Origin of the sequence: Rhizobium sp. LjRoot30 (genome assembly GCF_964253915.1) — a bacterium.
In the GTDB taxonomy this organism is placed as follows: Bacteria; Pseudomonadota; Alphaproteobacteria; order Rhizobiales; family Rhizobiaceae; genus Metarhizobium.
The window spans coordinates 14,140-37,251 of record NZ_CAXUSG020000023.1; the positions used below are offsets into that span (position 1 = coordinate 14,140).

Consider the following 23,112-nt stretch of genomic DNA (forward strand, 5'->3'; position numbering starts at 1 on the left):
ACATGCCGGTCACCAGGTCCAGCCTCATTTCTCAACGCAACTTTTTCATATCAGGCTACCACCGACAGCACGCGGCACTTTAATTTGGGTCAAATTTGATGAAATGCGCTTAAACTCCCGGTGGAAGCTAGCCTTATACCAAAAGCAGGCAGGCCGACGGGTACCCGCGCCGCCGAGAGGAGCGATTTCATCCGTGCTCTCTTAGCATCCGCGCCTCCGCTTCCAGGATTTGCGCCACATCCTCAAGGCTCATGTGGGATGCGCATAGGTGAATGGCACATTCAAGGAAATGCAAGGATGAGCGCCGCAAGTAGGCCTCCCGCTGCGTCTCGGACGTTTGGGAGATATGGCGATAAGGATCTTCATCTGACATGTTTTTGCCTCCGGGACGAAATACAACTTTCCTAGCAAAGAGAGGTTCCCCTAGCGGCTGATCAACGCTGGAACACAAGGCTTTAGCAGTTCATATAACGATCCATGCTTTGCAGTCGGCGAAAATTCGTGGCTTCTCGGAACCGGTCGCACTGTTTGTTGTTACGGATTGCACGAGATGCTGATTGGCGTTCGAAAAACGTTAGTGTCGACAACCGGTCTAAAAAACTTCGATTCAAGATCAGGCGTTGTCGATAGTGGAACCGCAACTGGTGCGGCTCAAATTATCCGGGCAGACCGTCCAAGTTCAACCCGCCGCTTCTTGGTTGTTGCTCCGTTCGGTGGGCGGGCGTCTGGGCAACCAGGCGCCCATTTACTTTATAGGTCAGGAAAGGCGAGGATAGCTGAGGAGCCGGTGCAGGTATTCGATCGGCGGGTTTTCCTCAAGCTGGAACGCGACGCGGGCGATTACCGATCCTTGACTGCTGTAGCCCAGTAGGGCGAGCTCTTCGCCTGTACGATGTGCCGTTTCTATAGCCTGAAGCCACTGCAAAACAATGTGACGGGCCTCGGCCTGGGCGGCTCGAGGCGCAGCCCTTCGCTCGCCATTTCAGCCAGAACGTTGCGCGCCTCGGTGGCTGCGGCAGCCTCATTCGGAAACTCCATTGTTACAGATTCCGAAGCTTATAGATCTCTGGGAACGGCTGATAACGGATACCCGGCAGGTCGCAGCTCGGATGGCCTTCCCAAGCATAACGAATGACGTTGTTGCTCATATCCAGGAACCAGTCCTTGCGACCGGTGTATGCGCCGAAGGAGTTCTTGGCGTTCCCCTTGATGCAAATATTGCCCGTGGTGGTTGATCCAGCTGGGATGAAGTAGGAGATCTCCGCGTCCATGATCGAGTAGGGATCTTTGAGAACCCGGCGCGCGCCTTCGATGATCGCTGCTTTTTCGGCCGCGGTCGCCGGGCGTTGCTTGGTCAAGCGGTCCTGCCACATGGCGCCGGTTTGGCAGGATGAGATGAGGGTTGCGGCTGCGAGCAAGGCCAAGAGTTGTTTCGGCACGGAGATACCTGTTGATGCGTGCCGATTTCTTAACCTTCTGATTTTTGGGTTGCAATAGGTTTGGTCACTATTTAGGTAAGTGACCGGTTGGGCGATCATTTGTGCACAGCCGCAGCGCGTACAGCATGATACTCGACGTCGGCCTCAAGTCTCTTCAAGAGCAGCGAGCAACCGAGCGTGCTTGGCGGCACGCGCCGTCGCAGCACCGTTTGCTCACGAATGCGACTGGTCGCGTCGAGAAAAAGCGTCCATTTCGTTTGCGGCAGATGTCACTCCAGCCGGAGTGCTCGTCCAGCCGCACGCGAAGACGGCCGGCCCGGAATCCGGCGAGACACCTAAGCAGTGCCAGATTAAAGTCTGGTCATCACAGAGATGGTAGCTCTTGATAATTTGTCACAAATTCGCGGAGTTCAGACGGCGGTAATGGTCTAGCCAAATAGTACCCTTGCATCTGACAGCAACCGGCATCCCTGAGGAAATGCTCCTGCTCGGCATTCTCAACACCCTCTGCCATGGTCTGTATACCTAGCTTCTTCGCCATTGACAGGATGGCGGAAGCGATCGCCATGTCGTTTTCGTCTGCAGGAATGCCTTTCACGAAAGAACGGTCGATCTTGAGGCGCGAAAGCGGAAAGGACTTTAGAGTGCTCAAGCTTGAATATCCCGTGCCGAAGTCATCCAGCGCAAGGCTGATCCCCAACGCGGTCAATTCCGACATCTTCCGGACGGAGTCTGCCACGTCGCACATGATCATGCTTTCGGTTATTTCGACTTCCAGCCACCGCGGATCCAAGTCCGCCGCACTAAGGATGTCGGCTACCTTGCGGGTCATCCCAGGATCCTGAAACTGCCGTGCCGACATATTGACCCCAACCTTGAATGGTTCAACTCCAGCGGCCTGCCAGGCACGAACCTGAGCGCATGCCTTGGTCATGACGAACTCTCCGAGAGCGCAAATAAGCCCGGTTTCTTCTGCCAGCGGGATGAACTCGCCTGGCATCACAAGACGGCCCTCGTGTTGCCAGCGTACCAGTGCCTCGACCCCGCATACCTTGCCCGTCCTCAGATCCTTCTGTGGCTGGTAGTGCACAACCAGTTCGTCGTTTTCGATTGCGGTGCGCAGCTCCTTCGTCATGCGCACCTTCTCGCGCGCAGCAACCGACATACATTTGGTGAACTTTCGGACCCCGTCGCGTCCTTCCCGCTTCACACGATACATCGCAAGATCGGCAGCCGCCATGAGTTCGGCAGAGGAATGACCATGATCCGGGAAGGCGGCAATACCGATGCTACATGCAGTCTGAAGCTCGACGCCGTCCACCGTGAACGGCAGGCATATCGCGGCACGGACACGCTCCATCCGGGCCTCATAGGACTCGTCCCCCTCGAGGACGATGACAAATTCATCCCCGCCGATCCGCCCCACTATTCCATAAGCTCCGAGAGCCCGTTTGATCCTGACGGCAGTTTCACTCAGTAGTAGATCGCCGACCCTATGTCCGAGGCTGTCGTTCACATGCTTGAAGTTGTCCAGATCCAGAAACGCGACCCCGAGTGTCCCTCCTTCGATATCCGCCTGAGCTACCATACGATCGAGACTCCGTTCGAGCCTGTCTCTGTTCGGAAGCCCGGTAAGTGCATCGTGTTCGGCCAAGTAAAGGATCTTCTCTTCGTCACGACTTCGATCGATCGCTATTCCGGCCATGCGCGCCGCCGCCTCGAAAAATTCGAGGTATTCCGATGTGAGCTGATCTTCCGGGTACCACACGAGAAGGCAGCCTAATATGTCTCCGCTACCGCCGATGATGTCGATGCATCTGAACGCCCCCTTATCGCCGATGACCCCTCGAAGGACGTCCACGAGTGTACCGTGCGGTCCTTGGCTGATTGAAGTAGGTAGTGCGGAAGATGCCGGGCAGGCCGCAATCCTCCATTCTTCAGTTGTCGCCATCGTGAGGATTGCAGCACGAGAACCCGGCGACCCCGTCTCTAGCTGCTCACAAAGCTCTTGGAAGAACTCGCCTACTGGCTTGCCAGATACAATTGCCTGCAGAATGCATGTTTGCGACTTAAGCATTCTTTCAGCAGCCTTACGCGCAGTAATGTCGCGCGATGCGCCTACGACACCAACGATCTCACCATCCCGGTTGCGTAAGGGCACCCTCGACATCATGAGCCATCGGTCGCAATTTCCCTTGAGGGCACGCTCTTCAAAGCCAAGATCGGCCTCGCCAGAGTTCATGACCCGCCGCTCGATTTCATGGATCTCGGTGGCCGCTTCCCAACCGTGAAGATCTGAATCTTTCAGGCCGATCATCTCGTCGAAGTGTTCGAACCCGTTGTTTGTGACTACTGCAGCGTTCGCGAAGATGAAGCGCCCCTCGCGATCCTTCGCATATATGTAGTCGGGGACGTGGTTGATCATGGCCTCCAGCCAAACGTAACGCTCGGCCAGGTCCTCGTTCGTCCGCGAGGTTGTAGCGACACGACGCAAGGGATCGATCGCGGAATCCTGTATGCCATTTCCGGAAGCGCCGCTTGACCCCTCCGCACGTTCAATGCGCATCAACTTACATGCCTCCAAACTGTCGAAGCATCATCTTAGAATTTCGTTATGTAATCATGAAAGGCGGCCGCAGGCTTCTGACTGTCCAAACCCCACGATATCTTCAGTCAAATTTTACACGGGTTCATTAGGCTTACGTCATAGTCAAGCGTGAAGAATGAATGAGCCCTTGGAACGACCTGCTTTCAAACCTGGCCCTAGTGGCAATTGCCACCGCCGTCTGGACTTTTGGGAACAGCACCCTGAAGTCCTCGTCGTCATCCGAAGTGTCGTCGACGGGTATGTGCGCCTTCACGCGATATCGTTTGCCTCACCCGATCGAAACCATTGACGGATAGTTACACGATCCTAGTTAGGTGGGTACTGACAGAGACGTTCAGGGTATCATGGTGAAAAGCAGCCTAGAAAACAAACGCATTCTCATTCTGGAGGACGACCCTCTCCTCGCTCTCGACCTCGAAGACTTCTTTACGGAACTCGGCGCTAGGGTGATCGGGCCTGTCTCCAGCGTCGAGCAGGCCCTCCAGGCGGTCTCCACCGGGATCGACGGGGCGGTCCTCGACCTCAATCTGAGAGGTGCCTACTCCTACCCGGTCATCGAAGCACTCGCCGAGGCGGGCACACCGCTCGTCGTATGTTCCGGATACGCCGAACTGCCCGACACCCGGACGGAGCTGACTGATATCGCGCTGCTGCCGAAACCTTGCGACCTCAAGGTTTTGCAAGCTAGACTCGCTGAGCAGATTACCGCAGCGCCCCAGACGACTTCCTAGACGCGCAAGATCGAAGCCGGCGAAGTGCCGGGACAGGTTCGTTCAGGCCGACACCGGCCTTAGCGCTTCGCTCTCGGCGATCGGAAGGTCGATTTCGGCTCTGAACCCGTCCGGCAGGTAGTGGAGGCTCGCCTGCCCGCCCAGCTCATATTCGATATTAGCTTTGATGAGCCGGGTACCGAAGCCCTCGTCATCGGGCGCCTTGACGACCGGTCCGCCGCGCTCGGTCCAGTTTATCCGAACGGACCGCCCCGGACCCGTCTTGTTGACCACCCACGCAATGGAGACACGCCCCTGCTCGTTGGCCAGCGCCCCATATTTCGAGGCATTCGTCACCAGCTCGTTGAAGACCATGCCGATGGAGAGCGCGGTCCTGGGGTCCAACCGAACGAGATCGTGCCGCCCAATATCGAAGCGCGAGAGATCCCTGTTGTGTGGCCGAACCGCGCGTTGGAAAACGCTCAGAAGCTCCGTCTCGTCCCAATTGCCTTCGAACAGGAGCTCGTGGGCGTCTGCCAGCGCCGACACACGGGCGATGAGTTTCTCCTCGAATTCCGCGACTGACCGGCAACCGCGACCGGTCCGGCGGATTAGCGAAAGCACGACGGCGAGATTGTTTTTCACCCGGTGGCTGAGTTCCCGGACCAGCAGATCCTTCTGTTGCTCGATCCGCCTGCGCTCTGCCCGCTCGCGTGCTTCGTTCACCGCACGCGTCACGGCAGCCGGCAGACGCGCCAGGCGCTGCTTCAGAACATAGTCGGTCGCGCCCTTGCGGAAGGCTTCGATGGCAGCATCCTCGCCTAGAACCCCTGAGACGAAAATGAAGGGCGCGTCCGGCGCTGAGGCGACCGCTAGGTCGAGCGCGGCCATGCCATCGAAATCGGGAAGCGAGAAGTCTGAAAGGATAATCTCGAACGTGTGTTGTGCCAGCGCGGCCTGATAAGCAGCACGCGTCGCGACGCGATTGACCTCAAAGGTTTCTTGCAGGTTCTCGAGCTGCGCTTCAATAAGTTCAGCGTCGATGGTGCTGTCTTCCAGCAGCAGGATACGCAGCATTCCGGCCATGTCAGTCGCCGCCCACCTGCCGCAGCTTCGGCGGCGGCTCGTTGAGAAGCGCCCAGAAGACGCCGAGGTCCTGGATCGCCTTGAAGAACTGGTTGAACTCGACCGGCTTGACGACGAATGCGTTGACCCCGAGCTGGTAGCTTTTCACCAGATCCTGTTCTTCGCGAGACGAGGTCAACATGACGACTGGAACGTGACGCAGGTTCTCATCGCGCTTTACTTTTTCGAGCACCTCCAGTCCGTCGACTTTCGGCAGCTTGAGATCGAGCAGGACGACTGCGGGATCGCCTGGATCGCGGGCGGCATGGGAACCGCTGAGATAGAGAAAATCCAGCGCCTCGGCGCCGTCGCGGGCAACCACGATGTCATTGGCGATCTGACACTTCTCAAGCGCCGTCAGGGTCAGTTCGAGATCCCGGGGATTGTCTTCAACGAGCAAAATTGGCCTCAGTTCTGGCACGGATTACTCCTCAGGTAGCGCCGGTAAGGAAAAAGTGAAGCATGCGCCCTCGTCCACCGTGCCAATGGCGTCCACGCTGCCGCCATGCCGCTCGACGATGCGCTTGATGAGGGCAAGGCCGATACCCGTGCCCTCGAAATCCTCGCTTCGCTGCAGCCGCTGGAATACACCGAACAGCTTAGACTTGTAAGCCATGTCGAAGCCGACACCGTTATCCGCGATCCGGTACAAAATGCCTTGGTCGGTCAGAACGGCTGATATCTCGATATGCGCCTCTTCGCGCAGCCGCGTATATTTGACCGCGTTGTCGATAAGATTGTACCAAACCTGCCGAAGGAGGGTGGCGTCCCCCGTCGCAGCGGGCAGATCATCGACCTGCCAGACGATCGTGCGGCCCGCCGTCTCCTCTGCCAGTCCCCGCCGCACCTCGGCGACGAGCTTGTTCATGTCCACCTTGTCGGCGGACAGTGCCGCTCGACCGAGATGAGAGAACGTCAGGAGATCATCGACGAGGTCACCCGCGGCCAGCGCCGAATCCGAAATCATCTGGAGATAATGGCGCGAGCGCTCGCCGAGATTCTTCTCCCGCTCCGTCAGAAGCTGGGAGAAGCCGACGATATGGCGGAACGGCGCCCGCAGATCGTGAGAGATCGAATAGGAGAAGGCCTCCAGTTCCCTGTTGGACTTCTGTAGGTCGGCGGCAAGCCTGGCCAATTGCTCGGCCTTCTTCAGCACAATCTCCACGATCGAGGCGCGCAGGTCGCGCGCGGCGGCGATCTCTGCAGGGTGCCACGGTGCGCTCCTGCCGCGCACCATCTCGCGCCAGGCCTCGAAGGACTTGCGAGGATGGATCCGCCCGCTCTCCCGCACCACCTTGTGCGGATCCCCGCCCCAGGTGACCGTCTTGACCACTTCCTGGCGGAACCAAACAAGCCAGCTGTCTTCCACCTCGGAAATGCGCAAGGCGAGGACACCGCAGGTGCCGTCGTTGAAGCCGCCGTCGCGCGGGACCTCCGAGACGATAGAGTCCGTAATGTAGGAATCGGTGGCCGCGTCTTGCTGTGAAAGGCGGGCGACCAGGCTTCTTACCTGATGCTCTTCCGGAGCCTCGCCGACAGGCAGGTAGCTGTTCTGAGACAGGACCGCCGCCCCATCCGCTCGGGTGAGTTCCAGCAGCGCCCCCGGCGTGCCGGCCAGGCCTTCATCCCACCGATCGGCCTGAGCCATCGCGGCCAAAAGCCTGGTGTGCACGCGCGCGAGTTCAACGCCGAGTGCCGCTGTCTCGGCCCGGCTGTCGGCGCTGATCCGCATGGCCAGGCTCTGGACCACGAAATCGCAGGCTTCGCGGATGTCGCTCGTCACATGGTGGGCATTGCGGCTGTGGCAGGACAGAAGGCCCCAGAGCTTGCCGTCCACCATGACCGATATCGACATGGACGAGAGCGTGCCCATGTTGCGCATATATTCGAGATGGACCGGCGACACGCTGCGAAGCTGCGTGAACGTCATGTCGATGGCCCCTGCGTCGCACTCCTCCCCGAACGCGGTCAGCGGGACCGGCTTGTAATTTGCGTCGGGGATCAGGCGTATGCGGTTCAACGTGTAGAGATTGCGTGCTTGCGCCGGAATATCCGCAGCGGGGAAACGCAGGTCGAGATAGGACGGCAGGGTACCGTTGCCGGCTTCGGCCACGACATGTCCGTTCCAGTCGGTATCGAACCGGTAGACGAGTGTCCGGTCGAAGCCGGTCAGGTCAGCGATCAGGCGCGCGGTCGCGGAAAGCCCATCCGTAAGCTCTTCAGTGGCCGTCATTTGCTGTGCGAAGCCGGTCAGACGGGAAAGAAGCGCGTTGGGTAAAAAGGGCGCGCTGCGTTCGAACTCAACGATGGCGCGGCCCTGATGGGCATGTGCCGCCATGTCCACGTCCGGGTTCTGCAGCCTGGCGCGGTAGGCATGCGCGCCGCTGGCCCGCCAAGCGCGCAAAGCAGCCTCGACCGACGGGAACAGTTCGAGCGGCGTCCGGCCCGTGATTGCTTTAAAATTGGCCGATGCCCACAGGACATCGAGACCGGCGGGATCAAGAACGAGCAGAGATCCATGGGGCTGGATTGCGCCGGGAACATGGATCGGCTCGCGCGCGCAAAAATCCAGATCGCTTTGGCTCCCTGACATCGAATCCCCTCTCCCGCACGCCAATCCGGCCAAGCCTGCTGATGGTGGGGATCGTATAGACCGACCATCGCAGTGTTGAAAGACACCTACTATCTAAGAGCGAATCGCATTTTTTGTAGGCCTCTTTCGTGCCCGGAACGCGTTATCGCATTCGACGCACGGGGCGTGTCTCGCGTCGCGAAGCGCCTTCTTTGCATTTTATTAAGATTGTTCGCAAAGACTTGTCTTGGGGACGGGCGAAATTCCAGGGGGTGCACGTTGTGCGGAGACCAACGAACTGGAGATACCGATGGCCGTATCGCAGTCCACCATTCTCGTCGTCGAGGACGAACCGCTCCTCCGCCTTATCCTGATCGAGGCGTTGCAGGATGAAGGCTACCGCGTGCTCGCGGCGTCCAATGTCCTGGAGGCCATCGGCTATATCGCAAGGCATGCCGAAATCGACGGCCTGGTGACGGATATCGACCTGCCCGGCGGGCTGAGCGGCCTCGACCTACTGGAATTGCTCGGCAATTGCCGGCCGAACGCAGCCAGGATCGTCGTTTCAGGAAGAAGCGATCTGCAGGAAGCGACCCTGTCGGTGACGTGCCGGGTTTTCGCTAAGCCTTACAATCTCGACGAGGTGATCACCGAACTCGACAACCAGATCGTGACGAAAAGCGCCGTCCTTTCCACCCGGCGCATGCGTTCATAGCGCCGAGGCGCGCATGCCGGCCGCCACATAAAGGCCGCCGCGATGCGAAGACGGCATCGCCCCTCTTATATCGCTTTCCATTCTTTTAGAATTTCCACAGGGTTATCGCGCTTTTCAATTGTTGGGACTTTCCCATATAAGCCTGCGACACGTCGAGAAACGGCAACATGACCTTTGTTCCCAACACACGCAGCGAGATGAACCAGCGAATCCAGGAGATCGACTGGACGAAGACGCCCTTCGGCGCGGAAGCAGACTGGCCGCAGGAACTGCGCATGGTGCTGAGTCTGTGCCTCAACACCGCGCTTCCCACGGCCCTTTACTGGGGGGACGACCTTCGCCTTCTCTACAATGACGCCTGGGCGCCGATTGCCGGGGAAAAGCATCCATGGGCCCTGGGCCGTCCAGCCCGCGAGGTCTGGGCCGATATTTGGCATGTGATTGAGCCCCAACTCCTCGCCGTTCTGCAAACCGGTACGGGGTTTTCGGTCGCCGATCAGATGCTGCCCATGCAGCGCGGGGGCCGCATACAACAGACCCATTGGGATTACAGCTTCGCGCCGATCTTCGGACAGAACGGCAAGGTCCTCGGCATATTCAACCAGGGCAACGAGACAACAGCGCGCCTGTCGGCGGAACGGGCGCTGCGCGCCAGCGAGGAGCGACTGGAATATGCGCTGGGCGCATCGGATACGGTGGGCACCTGGGACTGGGATGTACCTAATGACCGGGTAATCGCCGATGCGCGCTTTGCCAAACTCTACGGCGTCCCGCGCGAAAAGGCCGGCGTTGGCGCACCGATCGCCGATTTCTTCAACGCCATTCATCCTGACGACCTTCCCCATGTCGAAAAGGCGATCGCGGCGACTTTGAAGGGCGGCCGTGTCTTCTCCCAGGAATACCGTCTCGTGCAGGCGGACGGTGCGCACAAATGGGTTATCGCCGAGGGACGGCCGATGCTAGCGCCTGACGGAACGCCCCTGCGCTTCCCCGGCATCAGCTTCGATATAACCGACCGAAAAAATGCGGAAGCCGCGCTCCGCGACAGCGAGGAGCGATTCCGGGCAATCACGAACTCCATCGACCAGATGATCTGGTCTACGACTCCAGACGGATATCACGACTATTACAACCAGCGCTGGTACGATTTCACCGGCGTGCCTTTAGGCTCGACTGATGCCGAGGGCTGGGCCGGAATGTTCCACCCGGAGGATCAGAACCGCGCCTGGAGCGTCTGGCGGCATTGCCTGCAAACCGGAGAGCCCTATCACATCGAATATCGGCTCCGTCATCGAAGCGGAAAGTACCGCTGGGTGCTTGGCCGCGCGCAGCCTGTGCGCAATGAGGACGGCGCAATCACCCGCTGGTTCGGTACCTGCACGGACATCCAGGACATCATCGACGCGCGTGAGGTTCTCACCCGGTCGCGGGAAGAGCTTGAAAAGGAAGTGCAGGAGCGCACCGTCAAACTCTTGGAAGCCGAAGCACAGTTGCGACAGGCGCAAAAGATGGAGGCGGTCGGGCAACTTACCGGCGGCGTCGCGCACGACTTCAACAATATGCTTGCGGTCATTTTGGGCGCCATGAACCTCCTCGAAAGGCGCCTTGCGCGCGGCGAAACTGATCTCGCCCGTTATATCGACGCCGCCAAGGACGGTGCAAACCGGGCAGCCGCTCTCACCCAACGTCTGCTCGCCTTTTCCCGTCGTCAGCCACTCCAGCCCGAAATCATCGAACCGAACCGCATGGTCGCCGGCATGCGCGAGCTGCTGACAAGGGCGCTCGGCGAGCAGGTTCAGGTCGAGACCGTGCTGGCCGCGGGCCTATGGCGCATAAATGCCGATGTCAGCCAACTTGAGAACGCGGTCCTCAATCTTGCGGTCAACGGCCGAGATGCCATGCCGAACGGCGGCCGGCTCACCGTAGAAACGGCCAACACATTCGTCTCCGAGGACTATGCCCGAGAACACACGATGTCGCCCGGCCAATATGTGATGATTGCGGTCACCGACACCGGCACGGGAATGACCGGCGACACTCTCGCAAAGGCCTTCGATCCCTTCTTCACGACAAAGGAGGTCGGCAAGGGATCCGGGCTCGGGCTGAGCCAGGTTTTTGGCTTCGTGCGCCAGTCCGGCGGACACGTGAAGATCTATTCCGAACCAGGCCACGGAACCACCGTAAAACTGTACCTACCCCGTCATTACGGCGAGACGGAAACCAGAGAGATATCGCCGCAGAATGCTGACCCTGCGCGCGGCGTCCGTGGCGAACTCGTATTGGTGGTGGAGGATGACGAGCGGGTGCGCAATTTCTCCGTCGAGGCGCTGCGCGAACTCGGTTATACGGTGGCGGAAGCCGCTAGCGGCGCGGCAGCGCTCGCCCTGTTGGGAGAAGGCCTGAAGCCCGCGCTCCTTTTCACGGATGTCGTCATGCCTGAGATGACGGGCCGTGAACTCGCCACCTTGGCGTCGGAGAAACTGGGGGAACTGAAGGTCCTTTATACAACCGGCTACACCCGCAACGCCGTCGTTCACAACGGCATCCTGGACGCCGGAACCCATCTGCTTCAAAAGCCCTTCAGTCTGGAGCAGCTGGCCGAGAAGGTTCGGCGTGTAATCGATGGCTAATCGGCGCTCGCTTTGAAGTCAGGAGACGGTAGCCCGCCTGTCTCGACGCATCGCAAGGCGAGATCGAAGACAGCATTCGCGGCCTGGGCGGCGCATTCGATGTCGAAGTCTTCAACACCGTCCAGTTGACGAAGAAAGGCCTGCCAGCACGACATGTCGCGCGTCATGACTGCCAAGTGCCGTGCGCCGAAACCATCGGTCATTCCAAGCGCGGCGGCTCGCGATCTTAGAACGCGCGCACCGAGAGTTGATCCCTCGAGAACATAGATCGCACCCAACAAACCACTTTGATCGTCGAACAGCACATCCGACGTTTCGGTCGGTGTTACCCGGAGCCCCAGATCTTTCGCGTCCTGCGCGATCGAATCGGACACGGCGGTCGGACGCCAGGACCAATCCCGTGGCCAGACAACATCGTTCAAGACCCGATCCATCGCGAAGCGAAATCTGCCGAGGAAGGTCACATAGCGCCGATACGCCGCAAGGTTCTCAAATGCGCCGATCGCGGTGTCGAGCTTCTCATGGTTGGCTCGGGTTCGATCCCGAAGCGCAAACCGCCTTTCACTGTGTCCCATGTGTTCCCATCACAGAAAGCGGATCGTCGCAGGACCTGCGCAAGGGAAGATCCTTTCACTCTGGGGACGTGGTATCAGACTGGTGGGCAGGAAGCATCGAGAATTGCAGAAGAACCTGAAGGCGCACGCAATCAAGCGCCCTGCAGGGTTCTGAATATTCGATCGGATTCGCCCTCGACGGACCATGGCCGCATATTTCCTCCCAAGGTTTCGCCAACGGCCAGACCCGCCTGAATGGCATCCTCGTGGAAGCCGGAACCGAAATAGGATCCGCAGAACCACGTATTGGCCTCACCCTGAAGCGACCATAGTTGCTTTTGCGCGGCAAGCGTCGCGGCGTTGAAGAGAGGATGCTGGTAAAGTCCGCGCCAGATCACCTTGTCTTCGGCGGGTGCATGTAAGGGGCTAAGCGTCACAAAGCAGGGACGCAAATCGGAAATCCCCTGTAGCCGGTTCATCCAGTAAGTGACGCAGGGCTTGCGCACTGCCGTGCGGTCACGTCCGGATTGCGCGAGGTAGTTCCAGCTTGCCCAGACACGCCTGCGGCTTGGCATCAAGGTTTCATCGCGGTGGAGGACCGTCTCGTTATCTCCGTAGGTGAACGTGCTCAAGAGTTCGGCTTCGCGTGGTGAGCGATCGGCAAGCATCCCCAGCGCCTGGTCGGCATGGGCGCTGATCACGACATGATCGAACCATTCGGCCTCCGCGCCGCCCGCGGAAATCTCCACCGCACCGTTGACGCGTCGGATTGCCCTTACCGGCGTACCGGTCCGGATCCTGTCGCGGAACGACGCTGTCAGCCGCTCGACATAGGCACGGCTGCCGCCATCGACCGTTCGCCAGATTGGCCTGCGCACGAATTTCAGCAAGCCGTGGTTCTCGCAGAAGCGCACGAAGGAAAGCGCCGGATAATTCCCGATCTCAAGTGCCGGTGTCGACCAGATCGCGGCCGCCATTGGATAGAGGTGGTCTTCGCGAAACGCCCGTCCGAAGCCGGCGCTATCGAGATAGTCGTTGAGGCTAGCGGAAGGATCGAGATCACGCACGCCGTCTGGCGCCTGACGGTAGAAACGCACGAGGTCTCGCAGCATCGACCAGAAGCGCGGGCTGGCAAGGTTGCTGCGCTGGGCGAAAAGACCGGCGAGATTCGTACCGGCATATTCCAGCTTCCCACCGTCCATCGAGACGGCGAAGGACATTTCCGACGCCTTGGTCGGGACGTCGAGATGCGTAAACAGCGCAGTGAGGTTAGGATAGCTCACTTCGTTATAGACGATGAAGCCAGTGTCGACCGGAACACCGCCCGCATACACTGTGTGCGAATGGCCGCCAACGCGATCGTCCGCCTCGAAAACGGTGACCTCGTGGCGCTTCGAAAGCAACCATGCCGCTGAAAGGCCGGCGATGCCCGTGCCGACAACCGCGATTTTGAGTGGCCGATCCGATTGAGGAAAATGGCGCATGACGATCCTTTTGCGGCTTTCGAACTTTGGACAACTATCTGTATCCTTTACGGGCGGACACTTTTGACGGATCACTGCGAAGGACGATATCGCGTAGTGTGATCCGCTTCGGAGAGCACCGCGTATAAGGATGCATGAATGAAGCTTCGAACCCCGTTGAGAGTAATCACAAACCCGGTCTCCAGACCGGCCGGCGCCTTGCTGTGGTGAGTTCAAGGGACAAACAACAGACGCCTTCCCCCGATGCGCTTGTCGAAATGATGCGACAGGTTGCGCAGGATCGAGACCGTCAGGCTTTTGCCCTCCTCTTCCGCTATTTCGGACCGAAGCTGAAGACCTTCTTCCTTCGCTGGACGTTGTCCTCCGTCGCGGCGGATGATCTCGTGCAGGAAACGATGCTGACCGTTTGGCGCAAGGCCTCGTATTTCGATGCGGAACGCGCGGGCGTGGCGACCTGGATCTTCACAGTCGCGCGCAACATTCGCATCGACCATCTGCGACGGCAGAAAGACCCGTCGGCTCTGCCGCCGGATGCTGAGACGGCGATGGATACGGTTGAGGATGGAATGCTCGACGCCGAGCGGGACGCTGCGGTGCGCAACGCGCTGACCGCGCTCTCACCCGAGCAACAGACGATCATCCGCCTCGCGTATTTCAGCGAGAGATCGCAGACCGAAATCGCCGATGAATTGGGTATTCCGCTCGGCACCGTGAAATCTAGAACACGCCTGGCCATGAACCGGCTTCGCGGGCTGCTGGAAGACAAATCATGACCACCACACATCACGCAACCGACGAGACCCTGATGCGCTACGCCGCCGGCACGCTTGCCCCCGCGCCCGCCATCGTCGTCAGGGCGCATCTGGCAAGCTGCCCGGCCTGTCGCGCCCGCGTCGGCGAATATGAAGCGCTGGGGGGCGCGCTTCTGGAAGAAACGGAAGCGACGCAAATGTCGGCAACCGCATTGAGCGACGTGCTTGCCATGCTGGACGATGAGGACGCCGCCGCCCACTTCACACCGCCGCCGCGGGCGCCGGTGGAGATTGAAGGCATTCGCCTGCCGGACGCTTTGCGCGGCTGCGATATCGGACGCTGGCGCTGGATCGGGCCCGGTATGAAGATGAGCCGGGTCGGCGTGCCTCAGGATCCGGATGCCAATCTCATCCTGCTCAAGGTCGGCCCGGGCCGCGCCCTTCCAGACCACGGACATGTCGGCACCGAGTTCACCTATATCGTATCGGGTTCATACACCGATCGTTTCGGAACATTCGGTCCAGGTGATCTCGCGGAAATGGACGAAGACGTTGATCACCAACCGGTCGTCGACAATGGCGATGATTGTATTTGCCTTGCCGCTATGGAGGGTAAAATGCGCTTCAACAATCTCATCGGCCGCATGCTGCAGCCGATCTTCGGGATTTGAACCATGCCGGCGGTGGCGCTCTTCCTTCTTCTGGCCGCTGCTATCTCGCTGGGCATGGCAGCTGTTTGGCTCGCGGTCGTGAAGGGGGCGGGATCCGGCTGGGTCGATACCGTCTGGTCCTTTCTCGTGGGCGGGGCGGGTGTGGCTGCCGCGCTTTTTCCGGTTTCGGACTGGCAGAGCGATGGGCAGCGACGGCTTCTCATGGCAGCGGTGGCCGCGCTCTGGTCTTGTCGTCTTGGCCTGCATATCCTGCGGCGCACGCTGAGGGGGGGCGAGGATCCTCGCTACGCGAAACTTCAGGAGGAATGGGGCGAGCGCTGGCGCGGGCGTCTCTTCCTGTTTCTGCAGATCCAGGCCGCCGCCGCGCTTCTCCTCACCACCACGATCTTCACCGCAGCACGAAACCCGGCCATAGGCTGGCAGTGGAGCGATATTGCCGGCATCGCGATCATCGTCATCACCGTCGTCGGGGAAGGCATTGCCGATGCGCAGCTGGCACGGTTTCGCAGCGACGACACCAATAGGGGCAAGGTCTGCGATGTCGGTCTATGGGGCCTGTCGCGCCATCCCAACTATTTCTTCCAGTGGCTCGGATGGGTTGGTTATGCAGTCGTGGCTATCGGCCCTGCCGGCGATTGGGGCTGGGGCTGGCTGGCGCTTGCAGGCCCTGCCCTGATGTACTGGCTGCTGGTGCACGTTTCAGGGATTCCGCCGCTTGAGGCGCACATGATGCGTTCACGCGGCACTGCCTTCACCGCCTATGCCAGGCGCGTCAACGCCTTCTGGCCGGGCGCGCAAAAACGGGAGCAGACGACATGAACCTTGCCAAGACCGCCATCACCGCCGCCGAGCGGCTGCCGTTACCCGATCATGCCCTGCGGTTCGGCATCAGCCGGCTCGTTGGCCGCACGCGCCGCCTGCTGGCGGAGGGGACCGGTCCGACCGACCAGGACTTTGCGCGTTCCATGAGCGAATGGCCCATCGCCGTGCACACGGATGACGCCAATGCCCAGCACTATGAGCTTCCCGCGGCATTCTTCTCGCTGGTGCTCGGCCCGCGCCGTAAATATTCATCCTGCCTCTATGCCTCGCCCGCCACGACACCCGCAGAGGCGGAAATCGCGGCTCTGGAGGAGACGTGCCTTCACGCGGACCTCGCAGACGGGCAGGATATTCTCGAGCTCGGCTGCGGATGGGGTTCCCTCTCGCTGTTCATGGCAGAGCGCTTTCCGTCCGGTCGCATCGTCTCCGTTTCGAATTCATCCTCGCAGCGGACCTATATCGAGGCGGAAGCCAAACGCCGCGGCCTTCGCAATCTGACCGTGATCACCGCGGACATGAACACATTCTCACCGGACGGCACCTTCGACCGCATCGTGTCGGTGGAAATGTTCGAGCACATGTCCAACTGGCATTGCCTGCTCCAGCGTGCACGCAGCTGGATCCGTGACGATGGGCGGCTTTTCCTGCACGTCTTCTCGCATCGCAAGACTGCCTATCGCTTTGACCATGCCGACAAGGCGGACTGGATTGCGCAGTATTTCTTTACCGGCGGCGTCATGCCCAGCCATGGACTGGTTCGCGCGTTTGACGACAGTTTCACCGTCGAGCGGGACTGGCGTTGGAACGGCAAGCATTACGAGCGCACCGCGCAGGACTGGCTCGACAATTTCGACCGAAACCGCGACGCGGTCCGCACCATCTTCGAGGCGACCTACGGCAAGGACGCATCCGTCTGGATGCGGCGCTGGCGAATGTTTTTCCTCGCCACGGCCGGGCTCTTCGGCCATGCCGATGGAGAAGAATGGGGCGTGAGCCACTATCGCCTAAGCCCCGCCGGCGCAGGCCGGTGATCTTCTTTCTGAAACGCCTCACCGCGATGGTGCGGGCCTATGCGCACCATCCCGACCCGCGTGTCGCTGCGGCGAACATGACTTCCTTGCTGGTCGCGTCGAACCAGCCCTTTTACCCGCTCTATCTCTTCTGGCTGGTGAGTGCCGACGTCACCGCCGCCTGGTTCACATTCCTTTCGACACCGTTCTTTCTCGCCGTACCGGCCGTGGCGCGACGGAATAGCGTGGCAGGGCGGGCTCTACTTCCGCTGGCGGGGATCGGCAATACCATGCTTTCGGCATGGCTCTTTGGCACGGCGTCTGCGGTCGAAATCTTCCTCGTTCCGTGTGGCGTCATCGCATTGTTGGTGTTTCGTCCGCGGGAGCGCGTCATCGGGCTGGCGCTTGCAGCGCTCGCCTTCGGCATTTTCCTTCTGTTGCATGAAGCCTACGGCCAGCCGCTCGCGCGGTACGACGCAGTCCAATATGCCGCTCTGGCGCGGCTCAACCTCCTGAGCGCCGGCATGCTCACCGCCTTCGTCGCGATCCTGTTCTCAGGCATTCTGGCTCAGACGGAACGGTCAGCCGATGCGGCTCGCCACGAGAAAACCGGCTGATGCGCCGATCGCGGTGACGAACGCGCCCCAGGGAATATCGGCAAGCGTGATGGAAAGCGGCCAGTCTCTCAATGTCGCCTGGTTCGTGAGGTCATACGTCGCATAGGCCACTAGGCCGAGGATCGCACCGTTCAGCGCAGCCTTGCCGAGTCCTTCCCCGTCGATCGCGGGCATCACGGCGAAAAATACGATGCCGGCAATGTAAATCAAATAGAAGACAACGGCCGGCGCCAGATCAAACTGCGGCGCCAGTTTGTCGCCCAGGAGCGGCCTATAAAGCATATCGGCCATCGTCGAAAGCCAGATGGCATCGACGGTCAGAAAGGCGATGCCCGTCGCCAGATAGGCGATGACGATGGTTTTCATACCGATGTCTCCCATTACGTTTGTCGACATTTCTACGCCTTCGTCGCTCTGACGGATCACCTCGGGTGAACCGATCTGCCCGCGCATGCGTATTCAAGGAAAAGCAACGAGGATGGACCGATGAGGATAGCCGTTCTGACTGCGTTTTCCGCCCTGATGCTGACTGCCGCAGCCTCCCAAGCGCAGCAATCCGCCGATCCAAGCGGTGTCTGGCTGCGCGACGACGGAAACGCGCGTGTGCGCATCGCTCCATGCGGCCGCAATATCTGCGCCACCAATCTCTGGATCCGGGATACCAGCAAGGGCGAAGAGGCCGGCGACCGCCTGATCATGTCGCTTCAGCCCAAATCGCCGGATACATTATCAGGCACCGCCTTCGATGAGAAACGCGAGCGCACCTATTCGATCACGGTGCAGGTGTCCGACAATTCGCTTCTAACGCGCGGGTGTATTCTTGGCGGCGTGCTTTGCAAGAACGTGCGCTGGCAGCCGGCCCGATGATGAACGAAAAAGAGCAAGGCATGAAGCAGATCCGGGTCACTAGCATGGCCGACAACGGTCCGCCGCCCTCTGCGGCCGGTACGCTTTATGCCGGAAAGGTGATGCATCAGAGGCTGCATCCTTTCGGCCACCGCTTCAGCTATAGCGTCTTTTCACTTCTGGTCGATGTCGACCGGCTTGTCGATCTCGCCGGACTGACGCGCCTGCTTACCGTGAACCGCAATGGAATCCTGTCATTCCATGAGCTCGACCACGTCGAAGAGGACGGTGAGACACTGCGACAGTTCGCCGACCGTCTGCTGGCGCGCGCCGGTCTCGAAAAACCCGCGGCCCGTATTCTGCTGCTCGCCTACCCGCGCATGTTCGGCTATGTCTTCAACCCGCTCTCGACCTATTTCGCCTATGACGATGAAGATCGGCTGGTTGCCATCATTTATGCGGTCAGGAATACCTTCGGTGAGCGGCACAGCTATGTGGCACCGGTCCTTGCTGGCGAGATCAGCGCCGCCGGCATTCGGCAGACACGAACGAAGGTTTTTCATGTTTCCCCCTTCATGGACATGGGCCTGCGCTACCATTTCCGCATCCTCCCGCCCGGCCGGACTGTCCGGCTGCGAATTCACGAAACCGCAGGCAAAGAGCCGGTCATGGCCGCCACGTTCAATGCGGACGCCGCGCCGCTGACGGACGGCATGCTGGCGCGCTGCCTGATCCGTTTCCCCTTCATGACGATGAAGGTGATGGCCGGTATCCATTGGGAAGCCTTCAAGCTTTGGCTGAAAGGCGCACGCTTCCGCACAAGTCCGCCACCACCGGAAACAGCAAGTTACACGGACACGGCGTGAAACGGCTTTGAGCCACACGGCGTCCGAAGCGCCTGCACCCATAATTTTATCAAATTTTCCAGGAAGACATCGTGGCCGCATTAGCAAGAATATTCAGGCGTGGTCTTGGCGAAAACAGAGCGAAGATCGGAGTTTTCGCGCGCGCAATGAACGCCGTCATCCGGGCCAACGGCCAGCAGGAAGCAGTCCGTCTGGAGTTGAAAGACTATAGAGATGTCACGGGAAGCTTTGACCGGATCGTGTCCATCGAGATGCTGGAAGCGGTTGGCGAGGCCTATTGGCCGCTGTTCTTCAAGACTCTGCAGCAAAGGCTTCGCGCGGGCGGACACGCCGTGCTTCAGGTCATCACGATCGACGAGAGCCGTTTTGCCGCCTATCGCGGATCGGCAGATTTCATTCAGCGACATGTCTTCCCCGGGGGTATGCTTCCGACCAAAAGCATCATCCAGGCACAAGCTGCGAACGCAGGGCTTCGGATGGTCCAATGCGAGTATTTCGGATCGGATTATGCTCGAAGACTCCTCGAGTGGCGGAAGCGATTTCGCGCCGCGTGGCCCCGCATCAGCGCACTGGGCTACAGTGAACAGTTTCATCGCCTGTGGGACTATTACCTCTGCTACTGCGCGGCTGGTTTTAAGGCCGGAACCATAAATGTCGGCCTCTATGTATTGGAACGCCCTGCCGACCCCATTCGCGCGAGACGGGATACTGCCGCGCTTATTCCCACGCTTCCTGGTAACTGAAATTGGCACAAAAAAGAATGCGATTGACATCCCCAAAAATCGAACACAGCCATCCGCCCGTCAAGCACGGCAAGGTCGGCGTTCTGCTCGTCAACCTCGGCACGCCCGGCGCCACGGATTACACGTCCATGCGGCGCTACCTGAAGGAATTCCTGATGGACAAGCGCGTCATCGAGTGGCCGCGCATCGCCTGGTATCCGATCCTCTTCGGCATCGTGCTCAACACCCGCCCCGGCAAGGTCGGCAAGGCCTATGAGACGATCTGGAACAAGGAAAAGAACGAGAGCTTCCTGCGCACATATACACGTAGCCAGGCCGAGCTGATGGCTGAAGCCCTAAAGGACCATGCCAACGTCATCGTCGACTGGGCCATGCGCTACGGCCAGCCCTCCATCGCCTCGCGAATGGAATACCTGCAGAAGGCAGGCTGCGAACGCATTCTCGTCTTCCCGCTCTACCCGCAATATGCGGCGGCAACGACGGCAACCGTCAACGACAAGGCCTTCGAGACACTGCTCAAGATGCGCTGGCAGCCGGCGCTGCGCACCGTGCCGCCCTATCATGACGACCCGGCCTATATCGACGCGCTCGCCGTCTCCATCGAGAAGCATCTTGCGACGCTCGACTGGCAGCCGGAAAAGGTACTGACCTCCTTCCACGGCATTCCGAAAAGCTATTTCGAGAAGGGTGACCCTTACTATTGCCAATGCCAGAAGACCGCGCGCCTGCTGCGCGAACGCCTCGGCTGGTCGAGCGACAGGCTCGTGGTCACCTTCCAGTCCCGCTTCGGGCCGGAGGAATGGTTGCAGCCCTACACCGACAAGACCGTGGAAAAGCTGGCGCAGGAAGGTGTCAAACGTATCGCCGTGCTAAATCCCGGGTTCGTTTCCGACTGCCTGGAAACACTGGAAGAGATCGCCGAGGAGGCTGCCGACAGCTTCCTGCACAACGGCGGCGAAAAGTTCGCGCACATCCCCTGCCTGAACGATTCGCCGGAAGGCATGAAAGTGCTGGAGAAGATCGTTAGGCGGGAGCTTTCCGGTTGGGTGAACCCCAAGGCGCCATAGTAGGTCTTAAGTTACTGCCTGCCGGGAATTCCTTCGGAATAGACCCTGTATCGCTCTGTTTCTTTCGGTCTAAGCGGCAAGACGGACGTAAACGATCGCGTGCCCATCACGGCCCCGACACGAAAATTTGCTCGCTGTAGTCGCGTCTTGATTTCAAACTCTGAGGCTGAGGAATTAGCAAGCATGCACAAACAACAAGGGTAAGCACAATGTCCCTCTATCGCCCGCCACGAATCGCAGCCTCGGAAATCACCCCGCAAAGCTATTTCTTTAGTCGTCGCTCGTTTCTGGTAGCTGCCGCCGGCGGCGCGCTCGCAGCCGCCGGCACACCAGCCTTCGCCGAAGCCCTGACGGCATCGAAGACCGGTTACACGGTCGACGAGACGCTGACGCCCGAAAACGACGTCACCAGCTACAACAATTTCTACGAATTCGGTCTGGGAAAGGGCGATCCCGCGGCAAACTCCAAAAATTTAAAACCGACACCCTGGACGGTGAAGGTGGACGGGTTGGTCGGCAAGCCGAAGGAATTCGGCCTCGAGGAGCTGCTGGCCATGCCGCTGGAGGACCGGGTCTATCGCATGCGCTGCGTCGAGGCCTGGTCAATGGTCGTTCCTTGGGTGGGCTTTCCGCTCTCCGCCCTGCTCGACAAGGTGGAGCCGCTTGGGGATGCCAAATACGTCGCCTTCGAGACGGTGGTGCGGCCGGAGGAGATGCCGGGGCAATCGGGCTACTTCCAATCGCTGCCCTGGCCCTATGTCGAAGGCCTGCGACTCGACGAGGCTCGCCATCCGCTCGCCATCCTCGCCGTCGGCGTCTATGGCAAGACGCTGCCCAACCAAAATGGCGCACCGATCCGCCTCGTCGTTCCCTGGAAATACGGTTTCAAGGGCATCAAGTCGATCGTTAAGATCACGTTGACCGACAAGCAGCCGCCCTCCACCTGGAACATCTCCGCGCCGAACGAATACGGCTTCTATGCCAACGTCAATCCGGAGGTGGATCACCCGCGCTGGAGTCAGGCCAGCGAGAACCGTATCGGCGAAGGCGGCTTCTTCGGCGCGAACCGCCGGCCGACCCTGCCCTTCAACGGCTATGCCGAGGAGGTCGCCGGCCTCTATAGCGGCATGGATCTCAGGGCGAACTACTGATGCTGCCCGCCCTGCCCCGTAAATACCATGCCGCCTCGATCTGGCTGCTTTATGCCGTCGGTTTCCTACCCGCGGCCTACGACTTCTGGCTCGGCGCGACAGGGCGCCTGCCGGGCAATCCGGTGAAGGCATTCGAGCACCTGCTGGGGCTCTGGGCGTTGCGCTTCCTTGTCGCCACGCTGGCGATCACGCCGCTGCGCGATCTCTTCGGCATCAACTGGATCCGCTACTGACGGGCGCTCGGCTTGCTGGCCTTCTGGTACGTGCTGATGCACTTCCTGACCTATATGGTGCTCGACCAGTACCTGAATTTCACGGCCATCCTCGTCGATATCCCCAGGCGCCCCTTCATCACCATCGGAATGGCCGCTTTCGTGACGCTCATCCCGCTGGCGCTCACCTCCAACAACTGGTCGATCCGCCGGCTCGGGCCGCGCTGGGTAAAACTGCACAAGCTTGTCTATATCATCGCCGCAGGCGGAGCGCTGCACTTCGCCATGTCGGTGAAGGTCGTGAGGCTGGAACCATGGATCTACATCGCGCTGGTGACGCTATTTCTGGCTTGGCGCGCGGTGCGGCGGAACTGGCGCAACCATAATAGGGCATACCCTCGACCTACGTAGTGCGCGTATCGCCCGATATGCGCTACGAGTTGCTTTCAGTTATGCCGGATGCACGGCACAACAAGCATGCCACTATAGCCAACGGGCGGGCAGAAATAGCCCGCAGG

The 23,112-nt window shown here is 59.9% G+C and carries 21 protein-coding genes and 1 pseudogene; 14 read left to right on the forward strand and 8 right to left on the reverse strand.

The features are described from left to right. Positions 1–1,040: 1,040 nt before the first annotated feature. Both ACSQ3I_RS26365 and ACSQ3I_RS26370 read right to left on the reverse strand, forming a co-directional pair. The gene (locus tag ACSQ3I_RS26365; protein WP_436003907.1) at positions 1,041–1,538 is read right to left on the reverse strand and encodes a hypothetical protein; all 498 of its coding nucleotides are present in this window, start codon (positions 1,536–1,538) and stop codon (positions 1,041–1,043) included. A gap of 265 nt (positions 1,539–1,803) precedes the next feature. Beyond that, positions 1,804–4,005, reverse strand: coding sequence for a putative bifunctional diguanylate cyclase/phosphodiesterase (locus tag ACSQ3I_RS26370; RefSeq protein WP_436003909.1), 2,202 nt, complete (start codon positions 4,003–4,005; stop codon positions 1,804–1,806). 386 nt (positions 4,006–4,391) lie between these two features. On the opposite strand from ACSQ3I_RS26370, the gene ACSQ3I_RS26375 reads away from it, so the two are divergent. Beyond that, complete coding sequence (locus ACSQ3I_RS26375) at positions 4,392–4,778, forward strand: response regulator (protein WP_436003910.1); 387 nt, start codon at positions 4,392–4,394, stop codon at positions 4,776–4,778. A 42-nt stretch (positions 4,779–4,820) separates the two neighbouring features. Here the strand turns inward: ACSQ3I_RS26375 and ACSQ3I_RS26380 are convergent, their stop codons facing one another. The 3 genes from ACSQ3I_RS26380 to ACSQ3I_RS26390 are packed head-to-tail and all read right to left on the reverse strand — an operon-like array spanning position 4,821 to position 8,475. After that, positions 4,821–5,843: an HWE histidine kinase domain-containing protein gene (locus ACSQ3I_RS26380; protein ID WP_436003911.1), complete on the reverse strand. Its 1,023-nt coding sequence runs from the start codon at positions 5,841–5,843 to the stop codon at positions 4,821–4,823. Position 5,844: 1 nt separating this feature from the next. Then, on the reverse strand, positions 5,845–6,303 hold the full coding sequence (locus ACSQ3I_RS26385) for a response regulator (protein ID WP_160862663.1): 459 nt from the start codon (positions 6,301–6,303) through the stop codon (positions 5,845–5,847). Positions 6,304–6,306: 3 nt separating this feature from the next. Then, the gene (locus ACSQ3I_RS26390) at positions 6,307–8,475 is read right to left on the reverse strand and encodes an ATP-binding protein (RefSeq protein WP_436003913.1); all 2,169 of its coding nucleotides are present in this window, start codon (positions 8,473–8,475) and stop codon (positions 6,307–6,309) included. Between the two features lie 289 nt (positions 8,476–8,764). Between ACSQ3I_RS26390 and ACSQ3I_RS26395 the strand changes: the two genes are divergently transcribed. Both ACSQ3I_RS26395 and ACSQ3I_RS26400 read left to right on the forward strand, forming a co-directional pair. After that, entirely contained in the window at positions 8,765–9,169 is a 405-nt protein-coding gene (locus tag ACSQ3I_RS26395; protein WP_436003915.1) for a response regulator, read from the forward strand. Between the two features lie 167 nt (positions 9,170–9,336). Continuing rightward, positions 9,337–11,799 carry a PAS domain-containing protein gene (locus ACSQ3I_RS26400; RefSeq protein ID WP_436003917.1) on the forward strand — a complete coding sequence of 821 codons (2,463 nt, stop codon included), beginning with the start codon at positions 9,337–9,339 and terminating at the stop codon, positions 11,797–11,799. Here the strand turns inward: ACSQ3I_RS26400 and ACSQ3I_RS26405 are convergent. Further along, entirely contained in the window at positions 11,796–12,374 is a 579-nt protein-coding gene (locus ACSQ3I_RS26405) for a biliverdin-producing heme oxygenase (RefSeq protein ID WP_436003919.1), read from the reverse strand. The two genes, ACSQ3I_RS26400 and ACSQ3I_RS26405, sit on opposite strands and share 4 nt — an antisense overlap. A gap of 131 nt (positions 12,375–12,505) precedes the next feature. After that, positions 12,506–13,837, reverse strand: coding sequence for an NAD(P)/FAD-dependent oxidoreductase (locus ACSQ3I_RS26410; RefSeq protein ID WP_160862650.1), 1,332 nt, complete (start codon positions 13,835–13,837; stop codon positions 12,506–12,508). Between the two features lie 134 nt (positions 13,838–13,971). Between ACSQ3I_RS26410 and ACSQ3I_RS26415 the strand changes: the two genes are divergently transcribed. The 5 genes from ACSQ3I_RS26415 to ACSQ3I_RS26435 are packed head-to-tail and all read left to right on the forward strand — an operon-like array spanning position 13,972 to position 17,709. Beyond that, positions 13,972–14,610 carry a sigma-70 family RNA polymerase sigma factor gene (locus tag ACSQ3I_RS26415; RefSeq protein WP_160862649.1) on the forward strand — a complete coding sequence of 213 codons (639 nt, stop codon included), beginning with the start codon at positions 13,972–13,974 and terminating at the stop codon, positions 14,608–14,610. Further along, on the forward strand, positions 14,607–15,260 hold the full coding sequence (locus ACSQ3I_RS26420) for a ChrR family anti-sigma-E factor (RefSeq protein WP_436003922.1): 654 nt from the start codon (positions 14,607–14,609) through the stop codon (positions 15,258–15,260). The genes ACSQ3I_RS26415 and ACSQ3I_RS26420 overlap by 4 nt, the downstream gene beginning before the upstream one ends. Before the next feature lie 3 nt (positions 15,261–15,263). Further along, positions 15,264–16,079, forward strand: a complete 816-nt coding sequence (locus ACSQ3I_RS26425; protein WP_160862647.1) for a DUF1295 domain-containing protein — start codon at positions 15,264–15,266, stop codon at positions 16,077–16,079. Next, a complete protein-coding gene (locus ACSQ3I_RS26430; RefSeq protein WP_436003924.1) occupies positions 16,076–17,113 on the forward strand; it encodes an SAM-dependent methyltransferase in 1,038 nt (345 codons plus the stop codon). Before ACSQ3I_RS26425 ends, ACSQ3I_RS26430 begins: the two co-directional genes overlap by 4 nt. After that, positions 17,110–17,709: a hypothetical protein gene (locus ACSQ3I_RS26435; RefSeq protein ID WP_436003926.1), complete on the forward strand. Its 600-nt coding sequence runs from the start codon at positions 17,110–17,112 to the stop codon at positions 17,707–17,709. Before ACSQ3I_RS26430 ends, ACSQ3I_RS26435 begins: the two co-directional genes overlap by 4 nt. Here ACSQ3I_RS26435 and ACSQ3I_RS26440 read toward each other — a convergent pair. Then, positions 17,674–18,075, reverse strand: a complete 402-nt coding sequence (locus ACSQ3I_RS26440) for a DUF2177 family protein (protein WP_436003937.1) — start codon at positions 18,073–18,075, stop codon at positions 17,674–17,676. The two genes, ACSQ3I_RS26435 and ACSQ3I_RS26440, sit on opposite strands and share 36 nt — an antisense overlap. A 120-nt stretch (positions 18,076–18,195) precedes the next feature. Here ACSQ3I_RS26440 and ACSQ3I_RS26445 point away from each other — a divergent pair, with 120 nt between their 5' ends. From ACSQ3I_RS26445 to msrQ, 6 genes and pseudogenes are all read left to right on the forward strand, one after another. Beyond that, entirely contained in the window at positions 18,196–18,576 is a 381-nt protein-coding gene (locus ACSQ3I_RS26445; RefSeq protein WP_160862644.1) for a DUF2147 domain-containing protein, read from the forward strand. A 20-nt stretch (positions 18,577–18,596) separates the two neighbouring features. Next, positions 18,597–19,421, forward strand: coding sequence for a DUF1365 domain-containing protein (locus ACSQ3I_RS26450; protein ID WP_436003928.1), 825 nt, complete (start codon positions 18,597–18,599; stop codon positions 19,419–19,421). A 71-nt stretch (positions 19,422–19,492) separates the two neighbouring features. Beyond that, positions 19,493–20,164 carry a class I SAM-dependent methyltransferase gene (locus tag ACSQ3I_RS26455; RefSeq protein ID WP_436003930.1) on the forward strand — a complete coding sequence of 224 codons (672 nt, stop codon included), beginning with the start codon at positions 19,493–19,495 and terminating at the stop codon, positions 20,162–20,164. Between the two features lie 23 nt (positions 20,165–20,187). Continuing rightward, entirely contained in the window at positions 20,188–21,231 is a 1,044-nt protein-coding gene (gene hemH / locus ACSQ3I_RS26460) for a ferrochelatase (RefSeq protein ID WP_261005855.1), read from the forward strand. Between the two features lie 209 nt (positions 21,232–21,440). Next, positions 21,441–22,382 carry a protein-methionine-sulfoxide reductase catalytic subunit MsrP gene (gene msrP, locus ACSQ3I_RS26465; RefSeq protein ID WP_436003932.1) on the forward strand — a complete coding sequence of 314 codons (942 nt, stop codon included), beginning with the start codon at positions 21,441–21,443 and terminating at the stop codon, positions 22,380–22,382. Next, positions 22,382–23,005, forward strand: a pseudogene (msrQ, locus tag ACSQ3I_RS26470) (protein-methionine-sulfoxide reductase heme-binding subunit MsrQ). The gene msrP and the pseudogene msrQ overlap by 1 nt, the downstream one beginning before the upstream one ends. Positions 23,006–23,112: the final 107 nt, after the last annotated feature.

Coding starts and splice junctions, on each gene's coding strand:
- ACSQ3I_RS26365 (WP_436003907.1), bottom strand. CDS start 1,538: ATGATCGCCCAACCGGTCACTTACCTAAATAGTGACCAAACCTATTGC.
- ACSQ3I_RS26370 (WP_436003909.1), bottom strand. CDS start 4,005: ATGCGCATTGAACGTGCGGAGGGGTCAAGCGGCGCTTCCGGAAATGGC.
- ACSQ3I_RS26375 (WP_436003910.1), top strand. CDS start 4,392: ATGGTGAAAAGCAGCCTAGAAAACAAACGCATTCTCATTCTGGAGGAC.
- ACSQ3I_RS26380 (WP_436003911.1), bottom strand. CDS start 5,843: ATGGCCGGAATGCTGCGTATCCTGCTGCTGGAAGACAGCACCATCGAC.
- ACSQ3I_RS26390 (WP_436003913.1), bottom strand. CDS start 8,475: ATGTCAGGGAGCCAAAGCGATCTGGATTTTTGCGCGCGCGAGCCGATC.
- ACSQ3I_RS26395 (WP_436003915.1), top strand. CDS start 8,765: ATGGCCGTATCGCAGTCCACCATTCTCGTCGTCGAGGACGAACCGCTC.
- ACSQ3I_RS26400 (WP_436003917.1), top strand. CDS start 9,337: ATGACCTTTGTTCCCAACACACGCAGCGAGATGAACCAGCGAATCCAG.
- ACSQ3I_RS26405 (WP_436003919.1), bottom strand. CDS start 12,374: ATGGGACACAGTGAAAGGCGGTTTGCGCTTCGGGATCGAACCCGAGCC.
- ACSQ3I_RS26410 (WP_160862650.1), bottom strand. CDS start 13,837: ATGCGCCATTTTCCTCAATCGGATCGGCCACTCAAAATCGCGGTTGTC.
- ACSQ3I_RS26415 (WP_160862649.1), top strand. CDS start 13,972: ATGAATGAAGCTTCGAACCCCGTTGAGAGTAATCACAAACCCGGTCTC.
- ACSQ3I_RS26420 (WP_436003922.1), top strand. CDS start 14,607: ATGACCACCACACATCACGCAACCGACGAGACCCTGATGCGCTACGCC.
- ACSQ3I_RS26425 (WP_160862647.1), top strand. CDS start 15,264: ATGCCGGCGGTGGCGCTCTTCCTTCTTCTGGCCGCTGCTATCTCGCTG.
- ACSQ3I_RS26430 (WP_436003924.1), top strand. CDS start 16,076: ATGAACCTTGCCAAGACCGCCATCACCGCCGCCGAGCGGCTGCCGTTA.
- ACSQ3I_RS26440 (WP_436003937.1), bottom strand. CDS start 18,075: ATGAAAACCATCGTCATCGCCTATCTGGCGACGGGCATCGCCTTTCTG.
- ACSQ3I_RS26445 (WP_160862644.1), top strand. CDS start 18,196: ATGAGGATAGCCGTTCTGACTGCGTTTTCCGCCCTGATGCTGACTGCC.
- ACSQ3I_RS26450 (WP_436003928.1), top strand. CDS start 18,597: ATGAAGCAGATCCGGGTCACTAGCATGGCCGACAACGGTCCGCCGCCC.
- msrP (WP_436003932.1), top strand. CDS start 21,441: ATGTCCCTCTATCGCCCGCCACGAATCGCAGCCTCGGAAATCACCCCG.